Origin of the sequence: Tenacibaculum agarivorans (genome assembly GCF_001936575.1) — a bacterium.
Taxonomy (GTDB): Bacteria; Bacteroidota; Bacteroidia; order Flavobacteriales; family Flavobacteriaceae; genus Polaribacter; species Polaribacter agarivorans.
The window spans coordinates 56,110-80,713 of sequence record NZ_MSMP01000006.1; the positions used below are offsets into that span (position 1 = coordinate 56,110).

Annotated in this window: 20 protein-coding genes; 9 read left to right on the top strand and 11 right to left on the bottom strand. The window is 31.0% G+C overall.

All coding sequences use genetic code 11. The features are described from left to right. Nucleotides 1-54 precede the first annotated feature (54 nt). Nucleotides 55-2,718: a TonB-dependent receptor gene (locus BVC87_RS06015; protein ID WP_075341453.1), complete on the bottom strand. Its 2,664-nt coding sequence runs from the start codon at nucleotides 2,716-2,718 to the stop codon at nucleotides 55-57. Nucleotides 2,719-2,864: 146 nt separating this feature from the next. Here BVC87_RS06015 and BVC87_RS06020 point away from each other — a divergent pair, with 146 nt between their 5' ends. Next, entirely contained in the window at nucleotides 2,865-3,884 is a 1,020-nt protein-coding gene (locus BVC87_RS06020) for a LacI family DNA-binding transcriptional regulator (RefSeq protein WP_075341454.1), read from the top strand. 569 nt (nucleotides 3,885-4,453) lie between these two features. Here BVC87_RS06020 and BVC87_RS06025 read toward each other — a convergent pair. Continuing rightward, entirely contained in the window at nucleotides 4,454-5,143 is a 690-nt protein-coding gene (locus BVC87_RS06025) for an ArsR/SmtB family transcription factor (protein WP_075341455.1), read from the bottom strand. Between the two features lie 76 nt (nucleotides 5,144-5,219). After that, nucleotides 5,220-5,450 (bottom strand): DinB family protein, encoded by a 231-nt coding sequence (locus BVC87_RS06030; RefSeq protein WP_234974644.1) that lies wholly within the window; start codon nucleotides 5,448-5,450, stop codon nucleotides 5,220-5,222. A gap of 113 nt (nucleotides 5,451-5,563) precedes the next feature. Between BVC87_RS06030 and BVC87_RS06035 the strand changes: the two genes are divergently transcribed. Together BVC87_RS06035 and BVC87_RS06040 are read left to right on the top strand one after the other, a co-directional pair. Then, entirely contained in the window at nucleotides 5,564-5,977 is a 414-nt protein-coding gene (locus BVC87_RS06035; RefSeq protein ID WP_075341456.1) for an amino acid-binding ACT domain-containing protein, read from the top strand. Further along, nucleotides 5,974-6,453 carry an OsmC family protein gene (locus BVC87_RS06040; RefSeq protein WP_075341457.1) on the top strand — a complete coding sequence of 160 codons (480 nt, stop codon included), beginning with the start codon at nucleotides 5,974-5,976 and terminating at the stop codon, nucleotides 6,451-6,453. The genes BVC87_RS06035 and BVC87_RS06040 overlap by 4 nt, the downstream gene beginning before the upstream one ends. 44 nt (nucleotides 6,454-6,497) lie before the next feature. Here BVC87_RS06040 and BVC87_RS06045 read toward each other — a convergent pair whose 3' ends face one another. The 8 genes from BVC87_RS06045 to aspS all read right to left on the bottom strand — a co-directional run bounded on the left by BVC87_RS06045 (nucleotide 6,498) and on the right by aspS (nucleotide 17,260). Then, nucleotides 6,498-7,256: a tetratricopeptide repeat protein gene (locus BVC87_RS06045; RefSeq protein ID WP_234974645.1), complete on the bottom strand. Its 759-nt coding sequence runs from the start codon at nucleotides 7,254-7,256 to the stop codon at nucleotides 6,498-6,500. A gap of 52 nt (nucleotides 7,257-7,308) precedes the next feature. After that, nucleotides 7,309-7,863: a hypothetical protein gene (locus BVC87_RS06050; protein ID WP_075341459.1), complete on the bottom strand. Its 555-nt coding sequence runs from the start codon at nucleotides 7,861-7,863 to the stop codon at nucleotides 7,309-7,311. 287 nt (nucleotides 7,864-8,150) lie between these two features. Beyond that, nucleotides 8,151-9,794, bottom strand: coding sequence for a hypothetical protein (locus tag BVC87_RS06055; protein WP_143569728.1), 1,644 nt, complete (start codon nucleotides 9,792-9,794; stop codon nucleotides 8,151-8,153). A gap of 138 nt (nucleotides 9,795-9,932) precedes the next feature. Further along, nucleotides 9,933-10,175, bottom strand: coding sequence for a lipoprotein (locus tag BVC87_RS06060; RefSeq protein ID WP_143569729.1), 243 nt, complete (start codon nucleotides 10,173-10,175; stop codon nucleotides 9,933-9,935). Between the two features lie 47 nt (nucleotides 10,176-10,222). Beyond that, nucleotides 10,223-11,863 carry a DUF4403 family protein gene (locus BVC87_RS06065; protein WP_075341462.1) on the bottom strand — a complete coding sequence of 547 codons (1,641 nt, stop codon included), beginning with the start codon at nucleotides 11,861-11,863 and terminating at the stop codon, nucleotides 10,223-10,225. A 131-nt stretch (nucleotides 11,864-11,994) separates the two neighbouring features. Next, complete coding sequence (locus BVC87_RS06070) at nucleotides 11,995-13,704, bottom strand: LytTR family transcriptional regulator (RefSeq protein WP_075341463.1); 1,710 nt, start codon at nucleotides 13,702-13,704, stop codon at nucleotides 11,995-11,997. Nucleotides 13,705-13,960: 256 nt separating this feature from the next. Beyond that, nucleotides 13,961-15,316 (bottom strand): hypothetical protein, encoded by a 1,356-nt coding sequence (locus BVC87_RS06075; RefSeq protein WP_075341464.1) that lies wholly within the window; start codon nucleotides 15,314-15,316, stop codon nucleotides 13,961-13,963. 183 nt (nucleotides 15,317-15,499) lie between these two features. Next, nucleotides 15,500-17,260: an aspartate--tRNA ligase gene (gene aspS / locus BVC87_RS06080; RefSeq protein WP_075341465.1), complete on the bottom strand. Its 1,761-nt coding sequence runs from the start codon at nucleotides 17,258-17,260 to the stop codon at nucleotides 15,500-15,502. A 594-nt stretch (nucleotides 17,261-17,854) separates the two neighbouring features. On the opposite strand from aspS, the gene BVC87_RS06085 reads away from it, so the two are divergent. The 6 genes from BVC87_RS06085 to BVC87_RS06105 all read left to right on the top strand — a co-directional run bounded on the left by BVC87_RS06085 (nucleotide 17,855) and on the right by BVC87_RS06105 (nucleotide 24,476). Further along, nucleotides 17,855-20,452, top strand: a complete 2,598-nt coding sequence (locus BVC87_RS06085) for an EndoU domain-containing protein (protein ID WP_075341466.1) — start codon at nucleotides 17,855-17,857, stop codon at nucleotides 20,450-20,452. A gap of 2 nt (nucleotides 20,453-20,454) precedes the next feature. Continuing rightward, a complete protein-coding gene (locus tag BVC87_RS06090; RefSeq protein WP_075341467.1) occupies nucleotides 20,455-20,790 on the top strand; it encodes a hypothetical protein in 336 nt (111 codons plus the stop codon). Nucleotides 20,791-20,858: 68 nt separating this feature from the next. Further along, complete coding sequence (locus BVC87_RS06095) at nucleotides 20,859-21,653, top strand: hypothetical protein (protein WP_075341468.1); 795 nt, start codon at nucleotides 20,859-20,861, stop codon at nucleotides 21,651-21,653. An 84-nt stretch (nucleotides 21,654-21,737) separates the two neighbouring features. Further along, nucleotides 21,738-22,034: a hypothetical protein gene (locus tag BVC87_RS23205; RefSeq protein WP_143569730.1), complete on the top strand. Its 297-nt coding sequence runs from the start codon at nucleotides 21,738-21,740 to the stop codon at nucleotides 22,032-22,034. Nucleotides 22,035-22,082: 48 nt separating this feature from the next. Next, nucleotides 22,083-23,963 carry an OmpA family protein gene (locus BVC87_RS06100; protein WP_075341469.1) on the top strand — a complete coding sequence of 627 codons (1,881 nt, stop codon included), beginning with the start codon at nucleotides 22,083-22,085 and terminating at the stop codon, nucleotides 23,961-23,963. 171 nt (nucleotides 23,964-24,134) lie between these two features. Then, a complete protein-coding gene (locus BVC87_RS06105; RefSeq protein ID WP_075341470.1) occupies nucleotides 24,135-24,476 on the top strand; it encodes a HopJ type III effector protein in 342 nt (113 codons plus the stop codon). Nucleotides 24,477-24,604: the final 128 nt, after the last annotated feature.

Genomic DNA, 24,604 nt, shown 5'->3' on the forward strand with positions numbered 1-24,604 from the left:
GGGGGTTAAGCCAATGCTTTAGTTAAAAAGGGGGATTATTAACAAATAATAAGATTAAAAATTAAAGGTTGCGGTTAAGAATAACCTTCTTGGTAAAATAGGTCTACCAAAGAAAAACTCTGCATCACCAGCCTGATTTACGTTTCTAGGGTCTCCTTCCGTAACGCCATCAGTATCGAATAAATTAAAGACTGAGAATCCTAAACGTAGGTTGTCTTTCTCATTTAAATCGAAAGTATATCCTGCTCCAAGTCTTACAATAGATATTGGATCTAATTCAACAGTATTGTTATCTGCTGCAAATTTGCTTCCTGTATAGTTTAAAGTAAATACACCATCTAACTTTTTATTATCATAATGTAATCCTAATGCTGTAATAAAATTTGGTTGCCTTGCTAGTTTATTACCTTCATTTATTGTAGTGCTACCACCACTTACTAAATCTTCATCTACGTTTTTAGTGATTTCATGATCTTGGTACGTAAGAGTACCTCTAAAGCTTAAATTATCCACAAACTTATAATCCCAGTTTGCTTCAATACCAATAGTTGCGGTATTTTGAGCAGATCTAGTTAAGTCAACCAACTGTCCAGCATTAAATCCTTGCGTAATTCGAATACGATCACTTAATCCTACATAATATGCAGCAAAAGATCCTGAAAGTTTTTCACTTCCATATTTAGCACCTGCTTCAAATTGTATAATTTGTTCAGAATCGTATTTACTATTCGTAACTCCTGTTGAAATTGGAGCAAAACCTCTTAATTGTGGAAAGAAATACCCTTTAGAAAAGTTAGCATATAAGTTTACTTTTTCATTTAATTCATATAAACCAGCTAAAGAAACAGCCCAATCCGTAGCAGATACAGATGCTCTTGTGAAACTTCCATCAGCATAACGTACGTTAGCTAATTCCGCAGTTAATTCAGGATTATCATAAACTTGCTCTTCTACAATATTACCATCACTAAAAATACCATCAGTAGACTCTATACGGAATCCAACATCAAAACGCCATTTATCAAATACCATTTCATCAGTTATATAAAATGCGCTTCTATTTTGTGATAAGAATCGATTACTAGTCATACCAATTCTATTGTATAGCCCTCCTTGAGAATAAACCACATTGCTTCCAGTAGCATCTGAATAGTTTAAATTTATCAATCTTGGATTATTATTGAATTCAGATAATACTCTGTATTGAAAGTTTACATCTTCTGCTTCTGTACGCGCTAAGAAAGTACCCAGAGTAATAGCATGACTTCCGGTATCAGTTGTGATTTTCTTTACTAAAGCAGCCTCACCAGCATAATCTGTCATAGGACGTAAACGGTCTATATGTAAATTATCTAGTACTAAATCATTACCATTAACAGGCACTGTACTTCCTTGGTAAGTAGCTGTGAATCCAGTGTTTCCTGGCGCAACGTTATTTACATATTCATTTAAAGTAATGGGGTTATTATTATCTCCATTTCCTCCAATATATAAAGCGAAGTTGTGTTCGTACTCAGCAAATCGTATTTTAGATTTAAGTTTTAAATCATCAGTAAAATTATAATTGAAATCAGCAAGTACATATCCACCTTTGGTAGATACTCCATCTTCTATAGGACTATTATAAATTCCTCCTGGAGTTTTAAAAGAAGTATTAGCTAATTCGCCAGATAATAATTGAGATACCTCTTCACCATCATTTCCTTTTAATCGAGAACGTGTAGCGCCATCTAAAGGTAGGGGTAAGAAGAATTGTGCATTATCATTTATAAACTGACCGTGAACTGTTAAAGAACCATTTTCAAATTTCTTTTTAATATTTCCTCTGAACTGCGCTCCTTTGGTAGGTAGTCCAGTAACAATAGGTCCTTCATCATATCTTACAAAACCTGTGAACGCATAATAGGTATTAGATTCTTCCCCACCTAAACGTCCTCCAGTATAAAAATCTGTTTTTAAGCGCCCTTCGTTGGCCCATTCTAGGTTGATAATATTGTTAGCGTCTGTATCTCCAGTTTTACTAGTATAATTTAAAATACCAGCTACAGATCCAGCACCATATAATACAGCTGCACCTCCACGTACAAATTCAAATCCTTTAAATCCAATATCAGGTCTTGCATATACATCATGAGCAGATGAGTTTAAACCAAACGTACTCATTAATGGCATTCCATCATATTGTAATGGATTAAATACATACTGACCACCAGAAGGTAGTCCTCTAACAAATACGTTTGTAGCTGTTTCACCACCACCACCTTCTGCGGTAACTCCTGGTACGCTTCTAATAATATCAGCTTGGCTATTCGCAGAAAGCTTAGTGATTTCTTTCTGTTTTAACGAACTTATAGATAATGGTGCATTTTTTTGTGATCTAAATGTACTAGATGCTGTAAGTACTACTTCATCAAGTACATCTCCTCCTTCTTGTAGAACAATATCCTTTTGAAGAGTAGTTCCATCTAGTTGTATTACTTCAGTGAAAGTTTTGTAACCAATAAAACTAACTCGTAAAGTCTGTTCCCCTGTTAAAGATGTAACTAAATTGAAGTTTCCATCAAAGTCTGTGGATGCCCCAGAACTAGTTCCTTCCAGAATAATATTGGCTCCTGGGATAGGCTCTCCTTGTTGGTCTTTTACTGTACCTTTTATAGTAGTTTGTGCAAATGAAAAAACACTATAAAAAGATAATAGTAGTATTAATAATTGTTTCATATAAATTGTGAATTAGTTGCTAATAGCATAAAAATATTATTATATATTCAATTTTTTTTCAATAATTTTACGAAAAGTTAACGCAAACGTTACCGCAAACGTTTGCAAAACAAGAAATGACGAGTGTTTAATGTAAAATTTACATAATGAAGAAAGAAACAACAACATTAAAACAAATCGCAAATAGTTTAAATATCTCTATATCAACAGTTTCTAGGGCGTTAAATGATCATATTGATATAAGTGAATCCACAAAAAGAAAAGTAAAAAGAGAGGCTGAAAGATTGCAATACGTACCAAATATCCTTGCAAAAGGTTTTCGGAAGCACAAAACCAATATTATTGGGATCATAGTACCTAGCGTGGTGCATTCTTTTACAGCAACTATTTTAAAAGGAATTTTATTAGAGTCAGAAAAAACAAATTACACGACGATTATTACTGAAACGAACAATAACCCTGAGAAAGAAAAAGATGTTTTACATACCATGTTACAATTTGGAGTAGAAGGAATTCTAATGTCTTTATCTAAACATACCAGAAATATTTCGCCAATGCTATATGCGTTAAAGAAAAGACCTTTGATTTTATTTGATAAAGTTTCTAGTAAAATTCCGTGTACACAAGTTGTGATAGATGAAGTAGCTGCAGCCGCAAATGCGGTTGAACATTTAATTAATATCGGTAAGAAACGTATAGCAATTATAAAAGAGCGAGAAGATTCATATAATTCCGAAAAACGATACCAAGGATATATACAAACTTTAGAAAAGCATGGATTTCCTATAGACAGGAGTTTGATTTTAAGTACAGATGATTCCTCTATTAATGAAGGAAAGCGATTGGCAAGAGAGTTAATTTGTTTAAAAGATCGTCCTGATGCTATTTTTTGTATTACTGATGATTTTGCCATAGGGGTACTTAAAACCTTAAAAAAGTTTGCTATAAAAATACCCGATGAGATTGCTGTTGTTGGTTTTAGTAATTCATCACACTCAACAATTATAGAACCGAATTTGACTACTGTGAATCAGCCAGGAAGTAGAATAGGTAAGTTAGCTATGCAACAAATGGTGAGAGAGATAGAAAATAATGATGCTTTTGGTACTAGTAAATCTATTGAGATTCAGACGAATCTTATCATAAGAGCTTCAACATTTTTGTAGTATTGCTATTTTAAGGAGAATCTTGCTTAAAGAAACTCCTGTCACTTCGAGTAAAATTATTTGTAATACAATGGAAAATAATTTTGTACTTCGACTAAAGTTTATATTGAGCGATAGTCGAAATACTCAGTAGAGTTATCGAGAAGTATTTCACTAGTTCTCGATATAATTTCATTATCATTCCATAAAATAGCTATCATTGACGCCTTTTATAATCTATTGTTTTAAAGGGAGTTAATTCCAATAAAAAATAATAAATTCTCTCTTTCTTTTCCTTGATGAAAAGAAACAAAAATCAAGACTTCGAATCAAAATTTGAGAAAATACTACGGAATCTTCCACTGATAAAAAGAACTCGCTATCGCTCAAACATCTTTTTACCTTTTGGCCAACACTGCTTCCTTGATTTTCAAAATTTTGATTCAGAGGTCACTTTTTTAGGGTGCCATTAATTGAACGATCTTCTGTTTAAACGAACTAACTTTTAATACGTCATTTCCTACGTTAGATAATTAAACTTATCTAAGGCCTCGAACTGACAAAAAAGTTTATCCAAGATTCATGTTATTTTAGAAATCTAAGTCAAGTAAACTTTTTAAGTATTTTTTACCTTCAAAGGTTAAAGTGAGTTCACGTGAATTTTTATGTCTTCGGAACCAATTTTTTGTCAACATGAATTCTAAAAAGGCGTTACCTAAAGCACCTGCTAAATGGTATTTTCTTTCACTCCAGTCCAAACAAGGATAGGCTAATGTTCGTTTTTGTTTTTGTAGTTCTTGAATATCTATGTTTAAATTTGAAAACCATTGTGTTCCGTATTCACTTATTTGGTAGGTTTCGTTGTTTAACAGTAAAATTTCTTTAGCAATCAGAGCATTAGTGATTTTTACTCCAATTTCTCCAGCTAAATGATGATAACAAGTTCTTGCATAGGTAAAGTTTGTAGGTTTTGGCTTTTTAATTTTTTGATGTTCTTTTTGAAATGATAATAGACTAGCCATGGATTCAATCACTCGAGCAACTTCAGGAGAACTAAACTTGTAGTAACGATGCCTTCCTTGTTTAGCAACAGATAGTATATTGTTTTTTAATAGTTTGGATAGATGATTGCTTGCAGATTGTAACGAAATACCAGCGCAATTGGCTAATTCAGTGGCTGTATACGCTCTACCATCTAGTAAATTCCAAAGCATTATGGCTCTGGATTTATCGCCTAAAAGAGCAGCTATTTCACTAAAATCGTGTTCTAAATTTTCCATTATTTAATCCCAAATTTGAGGTCGTTTGCAATTCAAAGTTCTTAAATAACTCAGTAATTGCCCGGTATGAACAGCTTCATGATACACCATTCCAAGGAGAAACATACGAACCTAAATTACCTTTATTTTTGATAATTGTATGATATAAATGTTCTCCTTCCAGTACATGTCTAACCATTTCAATACAACTCATAGCTTGCATATCTGGTTTCCAATGTAAATATTCAGTAGGAATTCCTTTCCATAACTTGATACTTCTTCTTCTAGTTTCTTTAAAATTTAAAAGAATAATTGATTTTGAATCCATGTTTTAATTTTTCAACAAAGGTAAATTAGGAGTTGTTCCTATAGTTCATTTTGAAATGAAGTATCAGTGTTTTTGTTGTTTTTTCTTTGTGATGAAAATAAATCAACGAGAAAATGAAAGATATAGAAATTGTATTAGAAGATAAACCAGGACAGTTGGCTTTATTAGGAAAAATACTAGGAGAAAATCAGATAAGTTTAGAAGGAGGAGGCGTTTTTCAAAATGGGGAAAATGCCATTGCTCATTTTTTAGTAGAACAACCTGAAAAAGCAAAAAGGGTTTTAGAAAACTCAGGAGTAAAGGTGACCAGAATTAACAATGTGATTATTCAAAAACTAAAACAAAACGTTCCAGGGCAGCTTGGTGAGTTTTGTAAGGAACTAGCGAATGAAGGTATAAATATTTTAGTTCAGTATAGTGATCACGCAAACCAGCTCATAGTTGTAGTAGATGATTATGAAAGAGGTAAAAAAGTATCAGATAAATGGATGAAAAAATGGTGGAATAATGAAGATTATATCATATGAAAAAAGAACATAAGTATGCTGCTACTGTAACTTGGAGAGGAAACAAAGGAAAAGGAACTATCGATTATAAAAATTATGAAAGAAGTTACGAAATATCCATAGCCAATAAACCGCAAATTTTAGGTTCTTCAGATGTAGCTTTTAGAGGAGATGGTGGAAAATACAATCCAGAAGAACTTTTAATTACTTCAATCGCATCTTGTCATATGTTGTGGTATCTACATTTATGTGCTGAAAAGGGTATTGTGGTTACTGCTTATGAGGATCAGGTTTATGGAGTAATGAATATCAATGCGGATGGTAGTGGTTATTTTTCTAAAGTTATTTTAAATCCTACAGTCACGATTTCAGAAATATCGATGAAAGAGAAAGCAATAGAACTACATCAAAAAGCTAATGAGTTTTGTTTCATAGCGAATTCTATTAATTTTCCAATTGAACACATTGTAAAAATAGAATTAGAAGAAAAGAATTAAACACAAATCAGAGTGTAAAATTATATACCTTTTATACTCTACATTTACTTTGTTACATCTTTTATTAAGTTTTGATAATCTTCTAAATACAACTCTCTCATACTTTCAACATAAGGACGTTGATTTACATAACCATCATTAAAATCTTTTAACCCAGAAAGTACCATTTCTTTAGCTTCTTCTATTTTTCCTTCTTCCTTTAAAATTAGAGCTAAATAGTATTTTCCGTCAGCATAAACATTATATGAGTTTTTTAATAGTAATTCGAAATTCTCTTTAGCCTTTTCAAAGTCATTTGTTTCATAATAAACGATTCCTTTATATAAATAGGTAGTAACTTCTACAGTGCTTGTTCCGAATTCCTCAATTTCTTCTTTAATATATTTATCAAAGTATAGTAAAGAGTTCTCGTAATCTTTTAGTCCTAGATAGGCAATTCCTTTCCAATAATCAACGCTATGACCTTGAGGCGCATCGGTAATGTTTGGAGTTAATACATCATTAGCATCAAAATCCGCAATAGCTTTTTTATAATCTCTATAAAACCATAAATAACAATACCCTCTGTATCCTTGCCAAACTTTGGGATTTAAAGCAACTGCTTTATCCATGTATTTTTTCCATAAGTGCGGCATTCCTCTTTTTAAATACGCTACAGACATTTCTCTAACAGCTTCGGCATAGGTTGGGTCGATTTCAATAGCTTTTTGAATTCTAGTCATACTTTTTGGAGATCCTTGAAATAAGTGTTCTCCTTCTTTAAAAACTTTTTCAGCTAAAACTCTTTCTTTTGTTTTCCCCATTTGGTTTACTTTCTCTTTACAAGAAGTGAAAAGAGTAAAGCAAATAAGTAAACTAAGGTAATATTTCGACAATTTCTCCATTTTCAATACGATAAGATATATACATGTAATAATTTCTCGGCTGATTTTTATAAGAAAAAATCGCCCAGTTTCTAGAGTCTGAAGTTAGTTTTAGTAATTGTTTCACCATATTTTTATCCAATGGAGATTCCTCTAAATCTAAATTCATTTCAATGATTTCAAACCAACCAGCATTTCCTTCACAGTTTATCAGAAATCGAAAGTTTGCGTATCCAGAATCGGTGTAAGACTCATTTTTATAATTTGAAAGTATAAAGTTTTTAAACTTTTTTTTGCTTCCTTCAAAAGCATCATCAGGAGCACCGTGATGTATTTTATAAATACTTCTATCTCCACAAAGCGTATATGTATTGTTTAATAAAGCTTTTTCTTGATCTATATACCCAATATGATGAGGGAATTGTTGCGTATCAATTTTAAATTTTCCGTAGAAATTATAATATAATATCGCATAAGTTGTAATTCCACCTAAGAGTAAAATAGAAAAGACGTAGAGGGTAATTTTCAGCTTTTTTATTTTTTTCATAAATCAAATGTAATTTAAAAAAATATGAAATTTTGATGAATTAAAAATCTATGTACAAACGACAAATAAAAGAGTACGTATAACAAAAGTAGTATAGAAAGGAAGTCGAGTTTGAATATATGAGGCTGTCTGAAAAGATGTTCTCAAACGTCATTACGAAAAATTTAATTTTGAAGTAATCTTATTGTTGGTAACTTAAATTTAAAAGATTCCTTCATTTTACCTGTCTTGAGCGTTAGTCGAAAGGTTCGGAATGACGACTTTTCAGACGGCCTCATTTTATATAATTATTTTTTAACAGTTCTAGAACCTATGGAGAATTTGTATCCAAACTGAAACTGATAAAATGCTTCATTACTTCTTTCTCCTAAGAAATTATTGGTGGCTAGCCGAACAAAAATAGCTTGATTTGGATTTTCATTAGGATGATAAAATATTTCTGCTTGATTTGATATCACAGGTACACCAAAATCGGTATTAATACTAGTAGAAGTATTAAAACTTTTATAATCATACCAAAGCATACTTAATCTATAGTTAAATCCAAAGTTGTTTAATCTATTTGAAGCAATTTCTAATCCGGCACCTAAACTTAATGATTTTAAATTTTCAGGTGCTTGAGCATCATTTTTTGCTTTGGTAATATTGTAATCTGCTATTCCATAAAGGCTAGCTTTCATCGGGTAGTTTTTATGGTAAAATTCAATTACATTCAAGTTAGCTCCAATATTTAAAAACTTTTTTTCAATAAGTTCTAATCGTTTATCAATAACTCCACCACTAACATTTACATTCTGACTATCATCATCAAGTTTTGCATAGTGAACATGAGGGGTAATAGACTTAAAAAACTCCAATTGACCTCTAGCTTTAGAACCTATATTATAAGGGAAAGGAAAAATGTAAAACTTTGCATTTCCTTCTATTTGTACTAAACCATTATTAGAATCACCAAAGAGAGAGAAAAAATCTGTATAAGCTCTCAATTCAATAATCTTATCTAAATACGTGTCTTGTTTTATTTGATAGGTAGCTGGTGCTTCTGCATTTGTTTCTTTACTGTTGATATCTTCTTTAGGAAGTTCTATAACTAGATCGTGAGGAATATAATTATTACCCATTTTATATTTATACATAAAAACATCACTCAATCGTAATCTCAATTCTTCATAGATTTGCTCATCTACATCGTCAGGTTCTTTTTGTAGATAGAATAAAAAGTTACGTTTTGCTAGCTTGTTGATTTTTAGAAAATTTAAGCCTTTTTGATTTTCAAACCAAAGTAATTTTCCGTTGTATTCCACCTGAACCTGAATATCGAAGAAATTTCCATCTCTTATTTCAATCTGAATTTTTTTGAATTTATATTTTTTCAAGTTATTTTTTACAAGCTTATATTCATATTGCTTAGTGCTTTCATTTGCTTTCTTTTTATCATTTACTTTTTTCTTTTCGACCTTTTTGTACGAATAGAAGTAAAATTCTTGATTTTTTTCAGGTATAGTTATATCTCCGAAGTAGGTTTCTTGCTGAGTTTGTTTTAATACCTGATTGAATATTTTTGCTTGTAGCGTATTTTGTTTATCCTCAGGTATAATGGAGTTGACTATTACTATATCCTCATTAAAATAGCTGAAAGTTATGGGCTCTTTAGTTGCTTCTTTCACAGGGTTTTGTAAGTCAAACGATATGTCTTTTGAAATAGACATGGTGTCAATTTTAATATTCTCCAAAAGATTATTTTCAGAACATACTACTTTGTAATTTGAAAACTGCATCTGTAGGTTGTTCATTTTTTCTTTTATGCTCGTAATTATACTGTCTTGATGAACTAGTTTTTTAGAAAATTCAGCTGAGTTTCCGTAAGTGAGGTTATCTTTTAATGTATTAAAAGTATTTTCTTCCTTAGCTAACTCTTTTTTTGAATCCAAAAACTCGGAGTTTAAACTTTTAATTTTCTCTTCACAATTTATAGTTTGACTTATAAGTTGCAGTGAAGAAAAAAGTAAAAGGGTATGTATTAATTTTTTCATGATGTGTTGAATTAGTAGTTATTTTTTATGAGGTAATTACTCACATTTTAAATTATTCTTTACACATTCGGCAGTATTGCCTTCTTCTTTAGCTCTGGCTTTAAAACCATCCACAAAACCATCTAAAAAAGGCTTTTCAGTACTACAGTCAAAAAGCTCGCGGACTACTTCATTATTTTCATCATAAGAAGTACATTTTACACACTCGTAGCAATGTTCACAACCGTTTAAAGTCAATGTAATTGCTAGAATAGCGATGAGTTTGATTAATTTTTTCATAATATGTTTTAGTTTAATTAGTATTTGAATTCTTTCTGTTTTAAGTGTTACCAAACAGACTTTACCTTGATATCTACACCTGTAGCAAGTCTAACAGGAATGCTAAATTCTTTCTCCAGGATACTTATGTAAGGGATGTCTAAACGTATTTCATCAACAGTAACATCCATATTGTTATAGGTTTTCAATTGCTCCGTTAATTTATCTTGAAGAATGCTTTCAGCTTGATCAAATTGTTTGGTGAGGTCTTTTTGGGTTGCTGAATGAATGTATTTGATTATTTTTTTCTTAAAAACAGCTGCTACGATAGGGTAGATTTCATTATCAAGCTGTGTGCTAAATGAAATGTTTTTAAGCTCAAACTTTTTATTGTTGATGTGAGGTTCAGCAGTTAAATATATTTTTCCGTTTGTAGATAGTAAATTCCCTGGAAGTTTAGCAGAAATATCCACACCAATAGTTAGTGCTTCTCCACTAGGGTATATTTCGAATTCCTTAACCTTAATTTTCGTCCTTTTTTCTTCATAGGTTAACTCTTCTTTCTCTAACAATGCATTCAATTCATTTTGTAATACATCATATTCAACAGCTAAAGGAACAGTAAGCGCAATGATGTTTTCTTTAAATGCATATTTTTCTAGTTTGGGGAGTTCTTGTGATTGATTTTCATATCGTTTAGTAGTGCTTAGGCCTAAGAGTAACTTTGCCGCAAATCGTATAGTCAAATCTGAAGAGGTAACTTGCAAATCTGACAAGTAAAACTGTTGAGGATTTGCATTTAAATACAATAACTCTGAAACGTTAGTTAACTGAAAAGATGAAGGCTTAATCCATTTCTTAATTTCATCCTGTAGTTTTGTGCATTCCACCTTATTAGCAATTTCCTTTTCTAGTTCATTTTCTACGTTGTTTAAAGCCAATTGAGCGGGTAGTTTTAGATTTAACCATACACCGCCTGCAATTTCAATTTTAGGATCAGAAATCCATTTATGATTGATTTTAGATTTGATTAACGGACACCAATCTTCACTAAAAGAAATTTTAGTGTCAATAAAAAAGTCGATTTTAGTTTTTACATTCTTCTTGTTTAGCCCTAATAATCGTGCACCATCTCCTTTGAATCCTACAGTACCTTTAATATCTAAAGGAACATGAATTCGTAATACATCATTCCCAATGTTTTCAAAATTTATAGTACCTCTTTTTTCCACAGCATAGCTATAGGTATACCCGACTTGAACACGAACAACATCTCCATAAATCCATTTATTGGGATCATATTTGGGGTTTTTCGTCTTAATCCATTTGTTAGGATGATATAACGGATTTTTAGTTTTTATACCTAATATTCGAAGCCACTTTTTAGGATTATATAGTGGATCTCTAATTTTTATCCATTCTACAGGATCGTAAGCGATATTTTTGGTTTTAGCCTGATATTTTTCATCAAATTCACCACTTTCACTATCCGTAAATGGTTGAGAGAATAATTCATTTACCTTTTTTTCTATGGATTTATAATCCACTTTTAGGTCAAAAGAAACTAGACTGGTATCTTGAGCCGTAACTTTGTTCGCAAAAAACCGATCAGGTTTTGTGGTAATAGTGGTGTAATTTCTGAATAAATTACAACTGGTAAAAATGCTTGTGAAAAGGCATAAAATCAGTAAGGTTTTAATGGTCTTCATTATAATTAGCTTTTAGTTAATGACAAAAATTAAATGAAGAGGATTACACTACGAAAGTAATGCAAAGCCCTTGTTTTATTGAGTTTTTGTCATGAACAACACAAAAGCTATCACCAGTAACCTACTTGATTTTACTCTTTATTCAGTATATCTTTTAAGTCTTGTTTGTATGTTCTAGATAGTTTTATCCATTCTCCATTTTGAAGCATCAATTGCGTAGAGTTTATAATTTTAATTTTATGGATATTTACAATATAAGATTTATGAGTACGTATAAAGTCTCCTTCAGGTAATGTATTTAAGAACTCAGTTAGTGTACTGCGCTCAATTTCGGGTTTGTTTTTGTCTTGGGTAAAAATTTCAAGATAATGACCGTCTGACTTAATGTATAAAATATCAATAGTATTAAGTACAGCTTTACTTTTTAGGTGTATAAAATTAGCTTCAATTGGAGCAGTAGTACTTTTAAATACATCTAGCTCTTCTTGTAATTGAGTGATTTCTTTTTTTCCTTTTCTGTAATTTTTATATAAGATGATACTAAAGACTAATAGCACTAAAATGAATAGAAAAGCGATAAATAAATTGGATTTATATATGGAGTTGGTATTGGATAGATCTTTAATTTTATGCTGTTGCTGTTTCACATTTTGCTCTACTAGTAATTCATTATAATCTTTGGCTGTTTTTGCCGCATAAATACTATCACTAATTTGTTTTTCTAACTTGTAATATTCAGTAGCTTTTTTAAAATCATTTAACTTCTCATAAATTCTTGCATATAAATTATAATCTTTAACTAAATGACTTTTTAAATGGTGTTTTACATTAATAGCATTAGAAGAATCCAAATAGGTTTTAGCTAGGTTAATTTTATGATCATGAAAAAAAACATAACTCAATAAGCGATAATTTTCTCCAATAGAATTCACTTGCTGTGTGGGCTTTAAACCTCGTAACGATTTTTGCAAATACCATTCAGCACTATCTAATTTACGTTCTTGGAACAACGTGTTTCCAATATTCATATAGGCTAAGTTTTCTAGGTAGACTAACTTTTTAGTATGGTAATATGGAATTAACTTTCGTAAAAAATAATAGGCAGAATCATATTGTTTTAGGTTTCGATAACTAATCGATAAATTATTATAAAATCGATAAATATCTCTTTCATTCTTATATTGCTCAGCAATTTTTAACCCTCTTTTAAAAGATAGTGTACTTTGTTTATCATTTTTTTGCTCTAACTGTGCATTTCCAATATTTAAATACAATGTGGTTTTTGGAGCTTCTTTTCCGATACTATCCCAAATATGCATGGCTTTTTTATAATACACTACCGCAGAATCTAATTTTCCTTGTTGCTTAAAAGCAATCCCTAAATCATTATAATTGAGTGCTACGGCTCCCATTTTTTGATTTGCTTTACAAGCTGTAATGATTTCACGATAAATTCTTTCTGCGGTATTAAATTCCCCTTTCCTAGAATAAATGATAGCTTTATTACGCATAATTCGCATCATATCAGGAAAATATTTTTCTGAGGCTTCTTTTTTATACGCAATAGCGCTATCTAGATAAGTAATAGCAATATTTTCTTTAGATTGTAAGCTGTTAGAATAGCCCAAAGCAAAATACCCTTCAATAATAGCTTTTAAATGACTGTGTTTTTTTCCGTGAGATAACAATTGTTTTCCGTAAAAGGATAGGCTGTCAGGAGTTCTGCTATTTTTTCTACATAGATTTTCTAATCGTTTAGCTTCTTTATCAATTTCATTTTGAGCAAAGCTTTGTAGAAAACAAAAGCATATACCTATAAGAATACTAATATTCTTTTTCATCAAAGGAGTTTGGTTAGTGGTTAGAGTCTAAATAACGCGAATCTTGGATATGAAATCTTTGTCAGTTCGAGTGATTTTACGGAATGATAATGAGGTAAAATTGTATCGAGAACAACGTATTCACTTCTCGATACAAAATTCATTTCCATTCTACTCCAATGAATTTCACTCGAAGCGACACTCTCATTCTTAAACGAGATTCAGGTTAAATATAAAAAAATCCTACATTTAGAAGGGTTTTAAGTTTTATAATTGATTACAAAATTTTATACACTAAAGAAAAATTAAATTGTGTATTATGATTTCTAGCGGATAATAACCTTTGATCTCCTTTAAAGTCAACATAAACACGTTTGGGAGCATTATCATAAATATGACGTAATGTAAGTGTAACATTAAATTTGTTACTTATAGCATAAGATGCGGAAGCTTGTCCATCAATTAAGTAATCTACTTTTTTGTTGTTTTCAGTTGGATCTTCTTCTGACGCTACTTTAGAGTTCCACTCCCAAGGCATTGGCATTTTAAAATAAGGTTTTAACTTAAAATTGAATTGATTTGTTTTAAACTCAAACGTTGGTCTGAATTGCCATCTTAAAAAATTTGTGGCTGGAATTGCTCTACTTATAAACTCTTTATCTTTTTGGCCCTTGATGGTTACAGAATCACTAGCATTACCCTTTTCAATTTCATAAAATAAACCAGTCAATAGAGCAACTCTGAATGCACTGTGCTTTTTCTTTAATGCGTTTGAAATTTTTCTACGTGCTTTTTTTAAGGTGTTGTTATCTTCTAATTTAATATGTTTATTTACAGGTACAGGACTACATGATTTATCTTTGCAAAAACCAATTATGATTTCCTTTTTTTCATCGTTTACCACTAAAGAGTCATTTTCTTTCACTTTGATTTTGATAGCAGGGGTTTCATAGAATTTTTTTACTAATGCTTTACCTTTTTGTGTTAAACCTCGTAGTTCATTTTCAGTATAATCAAAACTATACAATTCCCCTTGTTTGTCTCTTTTCTCCTTGGTTAAACTTCCACTATAAAAGTTAAATATCAATCCAGCCCCGACTTCATAACGTTGATCTATATTTAAAAATTGATTTGCATACCTATCAGCGTACACATAACCTTCAGTAGTTAAATTATTTTTTAATAAAAGATAGTTTTTTCCGGTATGTTCAAACCTATCTTCATTTTTGATAAAAAAATCAAGACTAGCATGATAGTTAGAAATGTTTTCTTGCAAAACACCATTAAAAAATTGTGTGCTTATTGATGCGCTTACGTCTAAATTGTATGGATAAAATTCTTTTGTGATTTTGGCTTTGGTGTTGAAAACAAAACTACTTGTATTTCTATTATCATTTCCGTTTAAACCAAAAGATATATTTAAGCCTAATTTATCAATTTCTTTTTCCTGATGGTTTAGCATTTTTACATAAGCTAATGCCTTTTGGTAACTTTTGGCGTTGTTTGTATTGGAATCTAACTGTTGGAAAAAGCCGATATCCTGAGTTAATTTATGATAAAGTTTATCTAAATCACTTTGTCCCACACTATTTTGTAAGTAAAAAAAACAAATAAAAAGAACACATTTTTTCATATTCCTAAGTTTTGGTTAGTTTCAAAACTATATGGAATATAAAGGCACCACTATACCTACAAATAAGTATCTTAGTAATAAAAAGCAAAAATCCCGCCTAAAGCGGGATTTTTTAATCTATAGAATACTAACAAATAGTCTTGTCTCTTGATTCTTGCAGCGAAGCGACCTTGTTTCTAAGCCTTATGCTTCTTCTTTAAGGTTCAATTGAATACTTAATTCTTCTAACTGTTCGTTATCAATAGTAGCAGGAGCATCTATCATTACATCTCTCCCCGAATTGTTTTTAGGGAAAGCAATAAAATCACGAATGGTTTCTTGTCCTCCTAAAATAGCAACCAAACGGTCTAATCCAAAAGCTAAACCTCCGTGTGGTGGCGCTCCATATTCAAAAGCATCCATTAAGAAACCAAACTGTGCTTTCGCTTCTTCTTCAGTAAATCCTAAATGCTTAAACATAATGGCTTGCGTTTCTTTATCGTGAATACGAATAGATCCACCTCCGATTTCATTTCCATTTAATACTAAATCGTAAGCATTTGCTTTTACAGCACCTGGATCCGTATCTAATAATTCTAGCTGACCTGGTTTTGGAGAAGTAAATGGATGATGCATTGCGTGGTAATGTCCTGTTTCCTCATCTAATTCTAATAATGGGAAATCAACAACCCATAACGGAGCAAATTCATCAGGTTTACGTAAACCTAAACGCTCAGCTAATTCCATACGTAATGCACTTAATTGTGCACGTACTTTATTGGTGTTTCCAGATAATACACAAATTAAATCACCTGGTTTAGCTCCTGTAGCTTCAGCCCATTTTGCTAAATCTTCTTTATCGTAGAATTTATCTACTGAAGATTTAAATGTTCCGTCTTCATTACATTTTACATACACCATTCCTAAAGCTCCAACTTGTGGACGCTTCACCCATTCTATTAACTTGTCTATTTCTTTACGCGTGTAAGCAGCAGCACCTGGAACGGCAATTCCTACTACTAATTCAGCACTATTAAATACTTTAAAATCTTTATGTTGTGCAACTTCGTTTAATTCACCAAACTGCATTCCAAAGCGGATATCCGGTTTATCATTTCCATATAAACGCATGGCATCATCAAAAGACATTCTTGGGAATTTATCTACTTCAACTCCGTTGATTTCTTTTAGTAAATGACGAGTCATTCCTTCAAAAATCTCTAAAATATCTTCTTGCTCTACAAACGACATTTCGCAGTCTATTTGTGTAAATTCAGGTTGACGATCAGCACGTAAATCTTCGTCTCTAAAACACTTTACAATCTGGAAATATTTATCAATTCCACCCACCATTAATAATTGTTTAAAGGTTTGTGGCGATTGTGGTAAGGCATAAAACTGACCAGCATTCATACGAGAAGGCACTAGGAAATCACGTGCTCCTTCTGGTGTAGATTTAATTAAATATGGAGTTTCTACATCAATAAATCCTTTGTCAGATAAATATTTACGTACTTCCATCGATACTTTATGACGGAATAATAAACTGTTTTTTACAGGATTACGACGAATATCTAAATAACGATATTTCATTCTGATATCTTCACCACCATCTGTTTCATCTTCAATAGTAAAAGGAGGTAATTTTGCTTCGTTTAAAATCGTCAATTCAGAAACTAAAACTTCCACATCTCCCGTTTCTAAATTAGGATTTTTAGAAGCTCTTTCAATCACTGTACCTTTTACCTGAATCACAAATTCTCTACCTAAAGTTTTTGCTTTTTCAATAAGATCTTTAGAAGTTCTCTCTTCATCAAAAATCAATTGGGTAATTCCGTAACGATCTCGTAAATCAACCCAAATCATAAAACCTTTATCTCTTGATTTTTGAACCCAACCTGCAAGGGTAACTTCTGTATTTATATGCGATGCTCTTAACTCACCGCAAGAATGCGATCTGTACATTGTTTCTGTTTTTAGATGCGCAAATTTAGTTATAAAAGTTATATCCTGAATTAAATTCAAGCTCAAAAATTATAAGAAGGAAAAGTTTAAAATGTAAAGTTTTGAATCATTACAAATGATTCCTGAGTGTATCGAAGGAAGAATGAAGGAATTTGTTGATTGTATATGATATTGTTTTTGACGTTCCCCTAAAGGGTCGGGCTTTTCACTATATCTTTTTATTTAGAAATTCTAATAAAAAGGATGCCGTTACAATCCCTAACGCGAGTTTACAGTGAATCAAAAAAAGTAACTATTTAACATTTTAAAATAGACCTCACAGGTTTTTAAAACCTGTGAGGTCTATACTCTGATTTTTATTAGCATATTCATTGGTAACTGATTATTCGCACAAATCCCGTACAGCACTAGTACACAGTACATACAAACGCTGTACAAATACAAAAAACAAGATAAAAGTTATGGTAAATTCAAACTTTTTTTATTCTTTTGCATGCGAAAATTAAAAAGAAAGATATTGCTATGGTACTTCCACATCGTCGGTAACCTATATACCTTTCTATTACCATTAACCATTATAATTTAGATGTAATTATGAAAAACAAAAAGAGAAAATTCAATTCTGTAATTAGAAAACTAGCCTTATTCTTTATTATTCCATTACTGTTATATAACTGCGATAATGATGATGTAATATCCGATGAAGAGGTAATTGCGAGTAATGCATTACCAACAAGCTCATCCACGTACAAATATGTTGCTTACGGAGAAGTACCTGAACTTACCCAGTTGCTAAATGCTATTACTGACCATGCTGAAATTCAAGATAAAATAGACATGGCAAAATTGGTAACTACACCAATTATGGAAGTAAATAGTAGTAACAATACTAAAACCTATAGTATACTACTTCCTCTAAAAAATGAAGCCAAAACAACATTTTATAATATTGTTATACAAAAAGATATTTATGGAAACTTAAGTAGCCCAAAAATACAACAGTATACATCACAAGCTAATATTACTACCATTACCAGTGAAAATTTTTACCAAAACCCTTGGCAAGTAGCTACTTTTAATGCCGAAAAATTTTTAAAAGGACTCTCAGTTCAGAGTAGAACAGAAACACCTGGAGCAGCACAAGAACCTTGTGAGGTGAACAATGTAGATCCTGCCAATAGTAATTCTAGCGTGGATATAAATTATGTTTCTGGAGATTTATCATCAGGTATTTTAAATAGCTCACCTACCAGTACTTCTAGTGGAGGAATTAAGGTTGGTCAGTCTGCTTTTGTAACCGTATGTGTACCTGAAGTAAAAGAAATTAGATATCAATGTAACGGACCCAACAATCATACAGATCATAGCTCAGAAGAATGTGGAGATGCATCTTCAGGGCATAGCGGTACAGGAGTGCGATATGAGGTAGCACAATCTTGTATATATGTAGCCTTAAGAGCTACAGAGGGTGTGGTTTTAGCAGGACCTGATGTTGATCGATTTTTAGATGTAGATCTAGAGTTAGTAGAAGCATTATGTGCAAAAGGAGAAGGAGCTTACAGAAACTTTATATTAGAAGCAAGAAATAGGTTGTTAACTAAGGAAGGAGAGCGAACTATTTTTGAAAAAGCGTTTTTAAGAAAATTAGAAAGCGAGTTAGTATTACCGGATCCTTGTGAAGGCTTAGGATATAGACAAGTGATAGTACAAAAGGACGCTTCAGAATGTCCAGATAGTACAGGAGATACGCCTATTTTTACACCAGACGATACACCTAGTACAAGAAATTATGCAACTTCGTTAACTATATCTTTAAATTTAAATGAAGCCCAAAAAGCATGGGTAAATAACCCTGACAACAAAGATACTGTTGATGCTATTGGAAAGTTTTATGAAGATGAAAAATACTCTAATGAAGCAGGAGTACTAGCTAAAAAAGCTACAGATATATTTAGAGGAGCAGCTACTACTACTATACTTTCAAATATATTTGAACGTAGCGAATACGCAAAAGTACTTGGGTATAACTTATTCCTCATGGACCCGCTATACTATTTTGGAATTCAAGAGCATATTAACAACATTACCAAAATCATAAACTTATCGCCAGCGGAATGGGTAAAAATAAATAATACGTTATTAGAAATTAGAAGACTAGCCGCACGTAAAAAATTATCTTCTATAGGTTTGGTTAATCTTACAGAAAAAGAGTTAAGAGAACTTAAAACTAATGAAAACGCGATTGCGTTATTACCTTCATTACAGGACTTAAAACAGTATTGGCCAAAAAATCAAGAGGAGTGGAAAGTTATTGGACAATTGGCAAGCAGTTTAGTTGGTGAGCTTTTACTAGCTACCATACCTGGTGCAGATATTATAGAAGCAACCAAAAGTATACAAAACGGAGATACTATAGGCTTAGCCTTTGCTTTAGGTGGTTTACTTGTAGATGCCTTAGGAGGCACAGCTGTAAAAGGATTTATAAAAGCGGGTAAAGTAGGAGTCAAAGTATTTAAAGCTTTTGCTAAATTGCGTAATTTTGCTACAAGCCTAGGAAGGTTATTAGCCAAAAAATTTGGTGTTAAAATAGCGGGTGATGTAGTGCAATTAACTGATGATGCTGGAAAGATAATTGTTAAAGGAGAGGATGCTATTGAGTCATTTACTAAAGCAAGTACAAAATTAGACAATTTAGGAGATGATGCATTTAAGCAGTTAAAAAATGATCCAGATTTTATTAAAGCATTTGATGATGTTATAGATAATAAAAAGCTCAATGATCATACTTTTAAAGGTGATGTCACTATAACTGGTAAGAATGCAGCTGGAGACAATATTTACAAGGTGACAGGAATTCATTCTAATAAAGCTTTTTTAGATGGTACTGTAAGAATAAAACCAGGGACACAAATTCAAGATTTAGGAGATGGTTTTTATAAAGCAAAAGTGGAAAAACAAATTAAAGGATTTATAAATGACCAGGGGACGAATTGGAAAGTTAAAAATAATAAATCAACATTTTTTCCTGATTCATGGAGTACAGAAAAAATACAAGCAGAAATAGCTCATGCTTTTAAGAACAAGACTTTAGAGTTAGGAAATAAATTTAGCGGATTTACAACTACTGGTCATAAGATTACAATGTTTTTAGATGAATTAGGAAATATTAAAACTGCTTTTCCAAACTTATAATTATGGAATTATTAAAAAAATATAACTTAGAAATTAATAGTAACGAACATATTGTTACTAAAGATAGTAATAAACAAATTCTTGTACATTTCTTGGCTTATTGGGATAACGTACAAGATATAAAAGAAGATTTATTGCCTGAACTGAATCTAGTAATAAATAAAGAACTAAAATTTAATGATATTGGAGCTGATGTTGTTGGCGTAGCTTATATTGAGTCAGAAACTACTAAACTATTAGGAAGTGATTTAGGGCATTCTGATTTTGAATTACCTACAAAAGATTTTAAGGAGTTGATTATGCTGTGGATATACATTTTAGAAGAAAATGGTAGGTAAAAATATTGATTATAAAGTAAAAGAAAAATCAACCCATTTAGGGTTGGTTTTTCACTATAAGAAAAGAAATGAAAAATATACTGTTAATACTTTTCTTGGTGCTATCATATACCAATGGTTTTACTCAGAAACCAAAAAAAAATGAGGAGATAAATAGGCAAGGATATGTTTCCTACGAGGTTCGTAATAATTATACTTTAGCAGCTATTCATCAGAAAGATATAGATTCGTTCAGGCTTAAGATAAAAGAGTATTTGAGTGTAGAACAACGCGATAAAGCATATGATTCAAGAATTATTGCTTTAGATGATTCTCTAATTCGTCCGAGTAAAGAAAGAGCGGTAAGTGTATTGCAACCCCCTGAAAGCTATTATTTTTTTAATGATACTATTAAGGTGTATAGCTTATCAAAATCTTTTATATATGTTCCTGAATATTTTAAAAGTTTTAAAAAATATCAAAGAAAAAATAAGATTAGCAAATATGCATTTGAACTCAAAAATAAATATAAAGAACAGAATGTAGATTATAAGATAGAAATTAATAAAAATGACACCAAAAAAATTTTAGGATTACTGGGGTATAAAGTTATCATAAATGCACATATAAAAACATCTATGATAGATGAAAATCACAGATATGAATTATATGTATCAGATGAATATAATTTCCCTTTTATGTATTACAACTTTTTGCGTTTAAGAAAGAAGCTAAATTTAAATGGTTTAATACTTGAATGTAAATGGTATTCTGAAGATATTCAGGGTTGTCTTCAGTATGTGCTCGATGATTATAATGGTAATAAACAAAATCATAAATTAATAGATATTGATTTTGAAAACTACATATTGAAACGCTACTAAAAAAGGTGTAAAAAAGAAAAAATACAAGATTATTATTTCTGCGTATAAGGACACAAGTAATAATCACACAGTAAAAATTTAAATATGAAAAATAGAATTCCTTTATATTTAGGATTAGCAAACTTATGTATTGTAGTCATAGTGTTTACACTACTGTATTTCTGGAGTAGTTTAGGAAACAGTATTATACTTATAAATATAGTACTCTTTATTTTTTTAGGTATAGTTTTAAGCATTTTTGGTGTAATCCTTACTATACAGTATAAATTAAGATTATCCAGTTCTTTTTGGACTTCTCTTATATTAAATAGTTTATTTCCTATTGTTTTATTAATACTGATGTTACCTAATATAAAGGATATTATTATGCTTTTTAAATAATGATTTATAGGGAAAAACTTTGAAATTAGTTTTCAATTAAAAAAAGAAATGAAAAAAATTACAATACTACTATTGCTATGTATAGGAATACAAGCAGTAACAGCACAACAAAAAACATATGGAATTTATTTTCCTAAACGTGATAGGCAAACCAAATGCAATTACTTTTTACAAGCCTTTCAGCAAAAACCCAAAGAAATACGCTTTGGGATAAAAACAGAAGGAAATAACCTGTATTTTGAAATTAATGACAAGCGATGGCTCGATCAGTTGTTTAAAAAAACAGGAGACGGCATTGCTGTAGATGTAGTATCTAAAAAACGCTATAGTTGTAACCAATTGGTAGCAGATACACAAATACGAGGAACCTTACTTCCTCCTGTTTATGCTATGCAATTAAAACGAAAGTTAAAAAAGGCAAGACAAAATAATTATAGAGTATGGGTAGGTAAAATACCAGAAAACCTAAAAGAAGAAGATCTGGAATTTAACATTCTGTTTTTACAGAATAAAAGCTTATGCCAATACTACAACATATACAACCTACAAGCTTATGCATGGGATTTATTAGATATGGGAGTGTATTTAGACTCATTAACCTATAAAAATCAAAAAATTACTACGGTACAGGAAAAAATAGTAACGAAATATAAAACGCTGAAGTTTACCATTCCTTTTGAAAAAAACAAAGCAGAATACAAACCAGAGGACATAAAGCCTATGTATGATTCGTTGCGTTTAACAAATTTCAATATTAAAACCATAGAGATTAAAGCCTATGCTTCTGTAGAAGGTAGTGTAGAAAGAAATATAAAATTGCAGGAACAACGAGCTACAAGTATTGCAAACTCTTTACAATCGTTTCAGCAACCTAGTATTGCTACTACAGTATCGTCGTCTGAAAATTGGGTAGAGTTTTTAAATGACATTAAAAACACCAGTTTTGCTACATTAATACCTTTATCTAAAAAAGAGACCAAAGCAAAGTTAGTAGGGAGTTTAGCACAGCAAATAGAGCCGATACTGAAACATCACAGAAAAGCAGTGGTTACCTTATCTCTAGAAAAGAAAGATAAGTACAAAAAGTTAACAGTTGAAGAATTGGTAAACCGTTTTAATACAGCTATACAAAGTGATGACATTGCGGAAGCCACAGCAATTCAAAACTCCATTCTGGCTAAAGTAAGAGAAACTTTGTCGCCAGATGCATTAACGCAAATGAATATTCCAAAACAGAAAAAATATATTACGCTACTTACTAAAAACAGTATGGTAAAGTATCTAATGAATATTTCGCAAACATTGATTGTACAAAATGAACTATTAGCGTTAGAAAAATTAGATCCTAAAAACAAACGCATACAATATAATCTTGCTGTGCTTAAGTTTATCATTTGGAGAAATAAAGCGGGAAAGATCAATAAAGAAAAGTTTAAAAAAGAAATTATAGCACTTAAAAATGTTGGTATACCTCAGGTATTAATCGATAGAATGTTGGTAAATTATCACATTATAAAAGCACAAGAAGATTTACAGAGCAGAAAATACGATGAAAAAGATGAGTCGGTTGAGTTTATTCTAGATACTTATGAAAACTTTCCATTGTCTAATTACGATTATTTGAGTTTAGCGCAATTTTTAACGTATTATTCAAATATTTATGATGCTATTGAGGTGTTAGAAGATAAAGTAAAAGAAATTACCGTAGATGAAGATTTATTATTTTATTATTTAAACCTAACGTTAACCAATAGAGATTTAGTAAAAACTGCTGCTTATAAAACTACGGTGTTAAATGCTATCAATATGAATCCAAAACGATTTTGTGCAATTTTTAATCCATCTTTAGAAGGAGGCGTTACATTTCAGTTATTAGAAAATATAGAATTAAGAGTATTGTATTGTGAAAGCTGTACTCAGCAACCATAAAGAGCTACACTTTATACAAAATATGAATACTATAAAAACCGTTATACAATAACAGGGGTTTTTATAGTGTAAGAAGTCTTATGTATTTCCTAGGCCTTGAGTTACAATAGAAAGGTTGACAATGATTATTTTTGATAATTCATAGATTTCTAAAAACGAAATACATCATTTATGACACTACAAGATTTCAAACATCAATTACAAAACGAACCCGCTACAATTGATTTTAAAGAAACAATTGCAGTAATCGAAAATAACTACAACTTTACACCTTCAGCATTCAAAAATGGAGAATTAGAGAATGAAGTTTCTCAAAATCAAGGCTCTTGTAAAGTGTTTTCATTTGCAATTCAACAGGAATTGACAAAAGAAGAAACTTTAGCCTGTTTTGGTCAATATTATACTGAAGTATTAGGAGATCCTAACGGAACAGGACATCAAAATATTAGAAACTTTATGAAAACAAGTTTCGAAGGTCTACAATTTGAAAATGAGACCTTAACCAAAAAGTAATACATACAATAAAAGGTGACTTCGATTTAAGAATACATTTTAATATGTAAATCAATGAATTATGTCTTTACGATGAACGAAACGTAGTGAAGTGAAGAAGTAATCTGTTCATTTAATAACGAAAATTT

What these genes read in the sequence shown, in the direction of transcription:
- BVC87_RS06020 (WP_075341454.1), top strand. Translation starts at nt 2,865, where the DNA reads ATGAAGAAAGAAACAACAACATTAAAACAAATCGCAAATAGTTTAAAT.
- BVC87_RS06040 (WP_075341457.1), top strand. Translation starts at nt 5,974, where the DNA reads ATGAAAAAAGAACATAAGTATGCTGCTACTGTAACTTGGAGAGGAAAC.
- BVC87_RS06035 (WP_075341456.1), top strand. Translation starts at nt 5,564, where the DNA reads ATGAAAGATATAGAAATTGTATTAGAAGATAAACCAGGACAGTTGGCT.
- aspS (WP_075341465.1), bottom strand. Translation starts at nt 17,260, where the DNA reads ATGTACAGATCGCATTCTTGCGGTGAGTTAAGAGCATCGCATATAAAT.
- BVC87_RS06025 (WP_075341455.1), bottom strand. Translation starts at nt 5,143, where the DNA reads ATGGAAAATTTAGAACACGATTTTAGTGAAATAGCTGCTCTTTTAGGC.
- BVC87_RS06065 (WP_075341462.1), bottom strand. Translation starts at nt 11,863, where the DNA reads ATGAAGACCATTAAAACCTTACTGATTTTATGCCTTTTCACAAGCATT.
- BVC87_RS06090 (WP_075341467.1), top strand. Translation starts at nt 20,455, where the DNA reads ATGGAATTATTAAAAAAATATAACTTAGAAATTAATAGTAACGAACAT.
- BVC87_RS06045 (WP_234974645.1), bottom strand. Translation starts at nt 7,256, where the DNA reads ATGGGGAAAACAAAAGAAAGAGTTTTAGCTGAAAAAGTTTTTAAAGAA.
- BVC87_RS06060 (WP_143569729.1), bottom strand. Translation starts at nt 10,175, where the DNA reads ATGAAAAAATTAATCAAACTCATCGCTATTCTAGCAATTACATTGACT.
- BVC87_RS06100 (WP_075341469.1), top strand. Translation starts at nt 22,083, where the DNA reads ATGAAAAAAATTACAATACTACTATTGCTATGTATAGGAATACAAGCA.
- BVC87_RS06030 (WP_234974644.1), bottom strand. Translation starts at nt 5,450, where the DNA reads ATGGATTCAAAATCAATTATTCTTTTAAATTTTAAAGAAACTAGAAGA.
- BVC87_RS06095 (WP_075341468.1), top strand. Translation starts at nt 20,859, where the DNA reads ATGAAAAATATACTGTTAATACTTTTCTTGGTGCTATCATATACCAAT.
- BVC87_RS06015 (WP_075341453.1), bottom strand. Translation starts at nt 2,718, where the DNA reads ATGAAACAATTATTAATACTACTATTATCTTTTTATAGTGTTTTTTCA.
- BVC87_RS06085 (WP_075341466.1), top strand. Translation starts at nt 17,855, where the DNA reads ATGAAAAACAAAAAGAGAAAATTCAATTCTGTAATTAGAAAACTAGCC.
- BVC87_RS06070 (WP_075341463.1), bottom strand. Translation starts at nt 13,704, where the DNA reads ATGAAAAAGAATATTAGTATTCTTATAGGTATATGCTTTTGTTTTCTA.
- BVC87_RS06105 (WP_075341470.1), top strand. Translation starts at nt 24,135, where the DNA reads ATGACACTACAAGATTTCAAACATCAATTACAAAACGAACCCGCTACA.
- BVC87_RS06050 (WP_075341459.1), bottom strand. Translation starts at nt 7,863, where the DNA reads ATGAAAAAAATAAAAAAGCTGAAAATTACCCTCTACGTCTTTTCTATT.
- BVC87_RS23205 (WP_143569730.1), top strand. Translation starts at nt 21,738, where the DNA reads ATGAAAAATAGAATTCCTTTATATTTAGGATTAGCAAACTTATGTATT.
- BVC87_RS06075 (WP_075341464.1), bottom strand. Translation starts at nt 15,316, where the DNA reads ATGAAAAAATGTGTTCTTTTTATTTGTTTTTTTTACTTACAAAATAGT.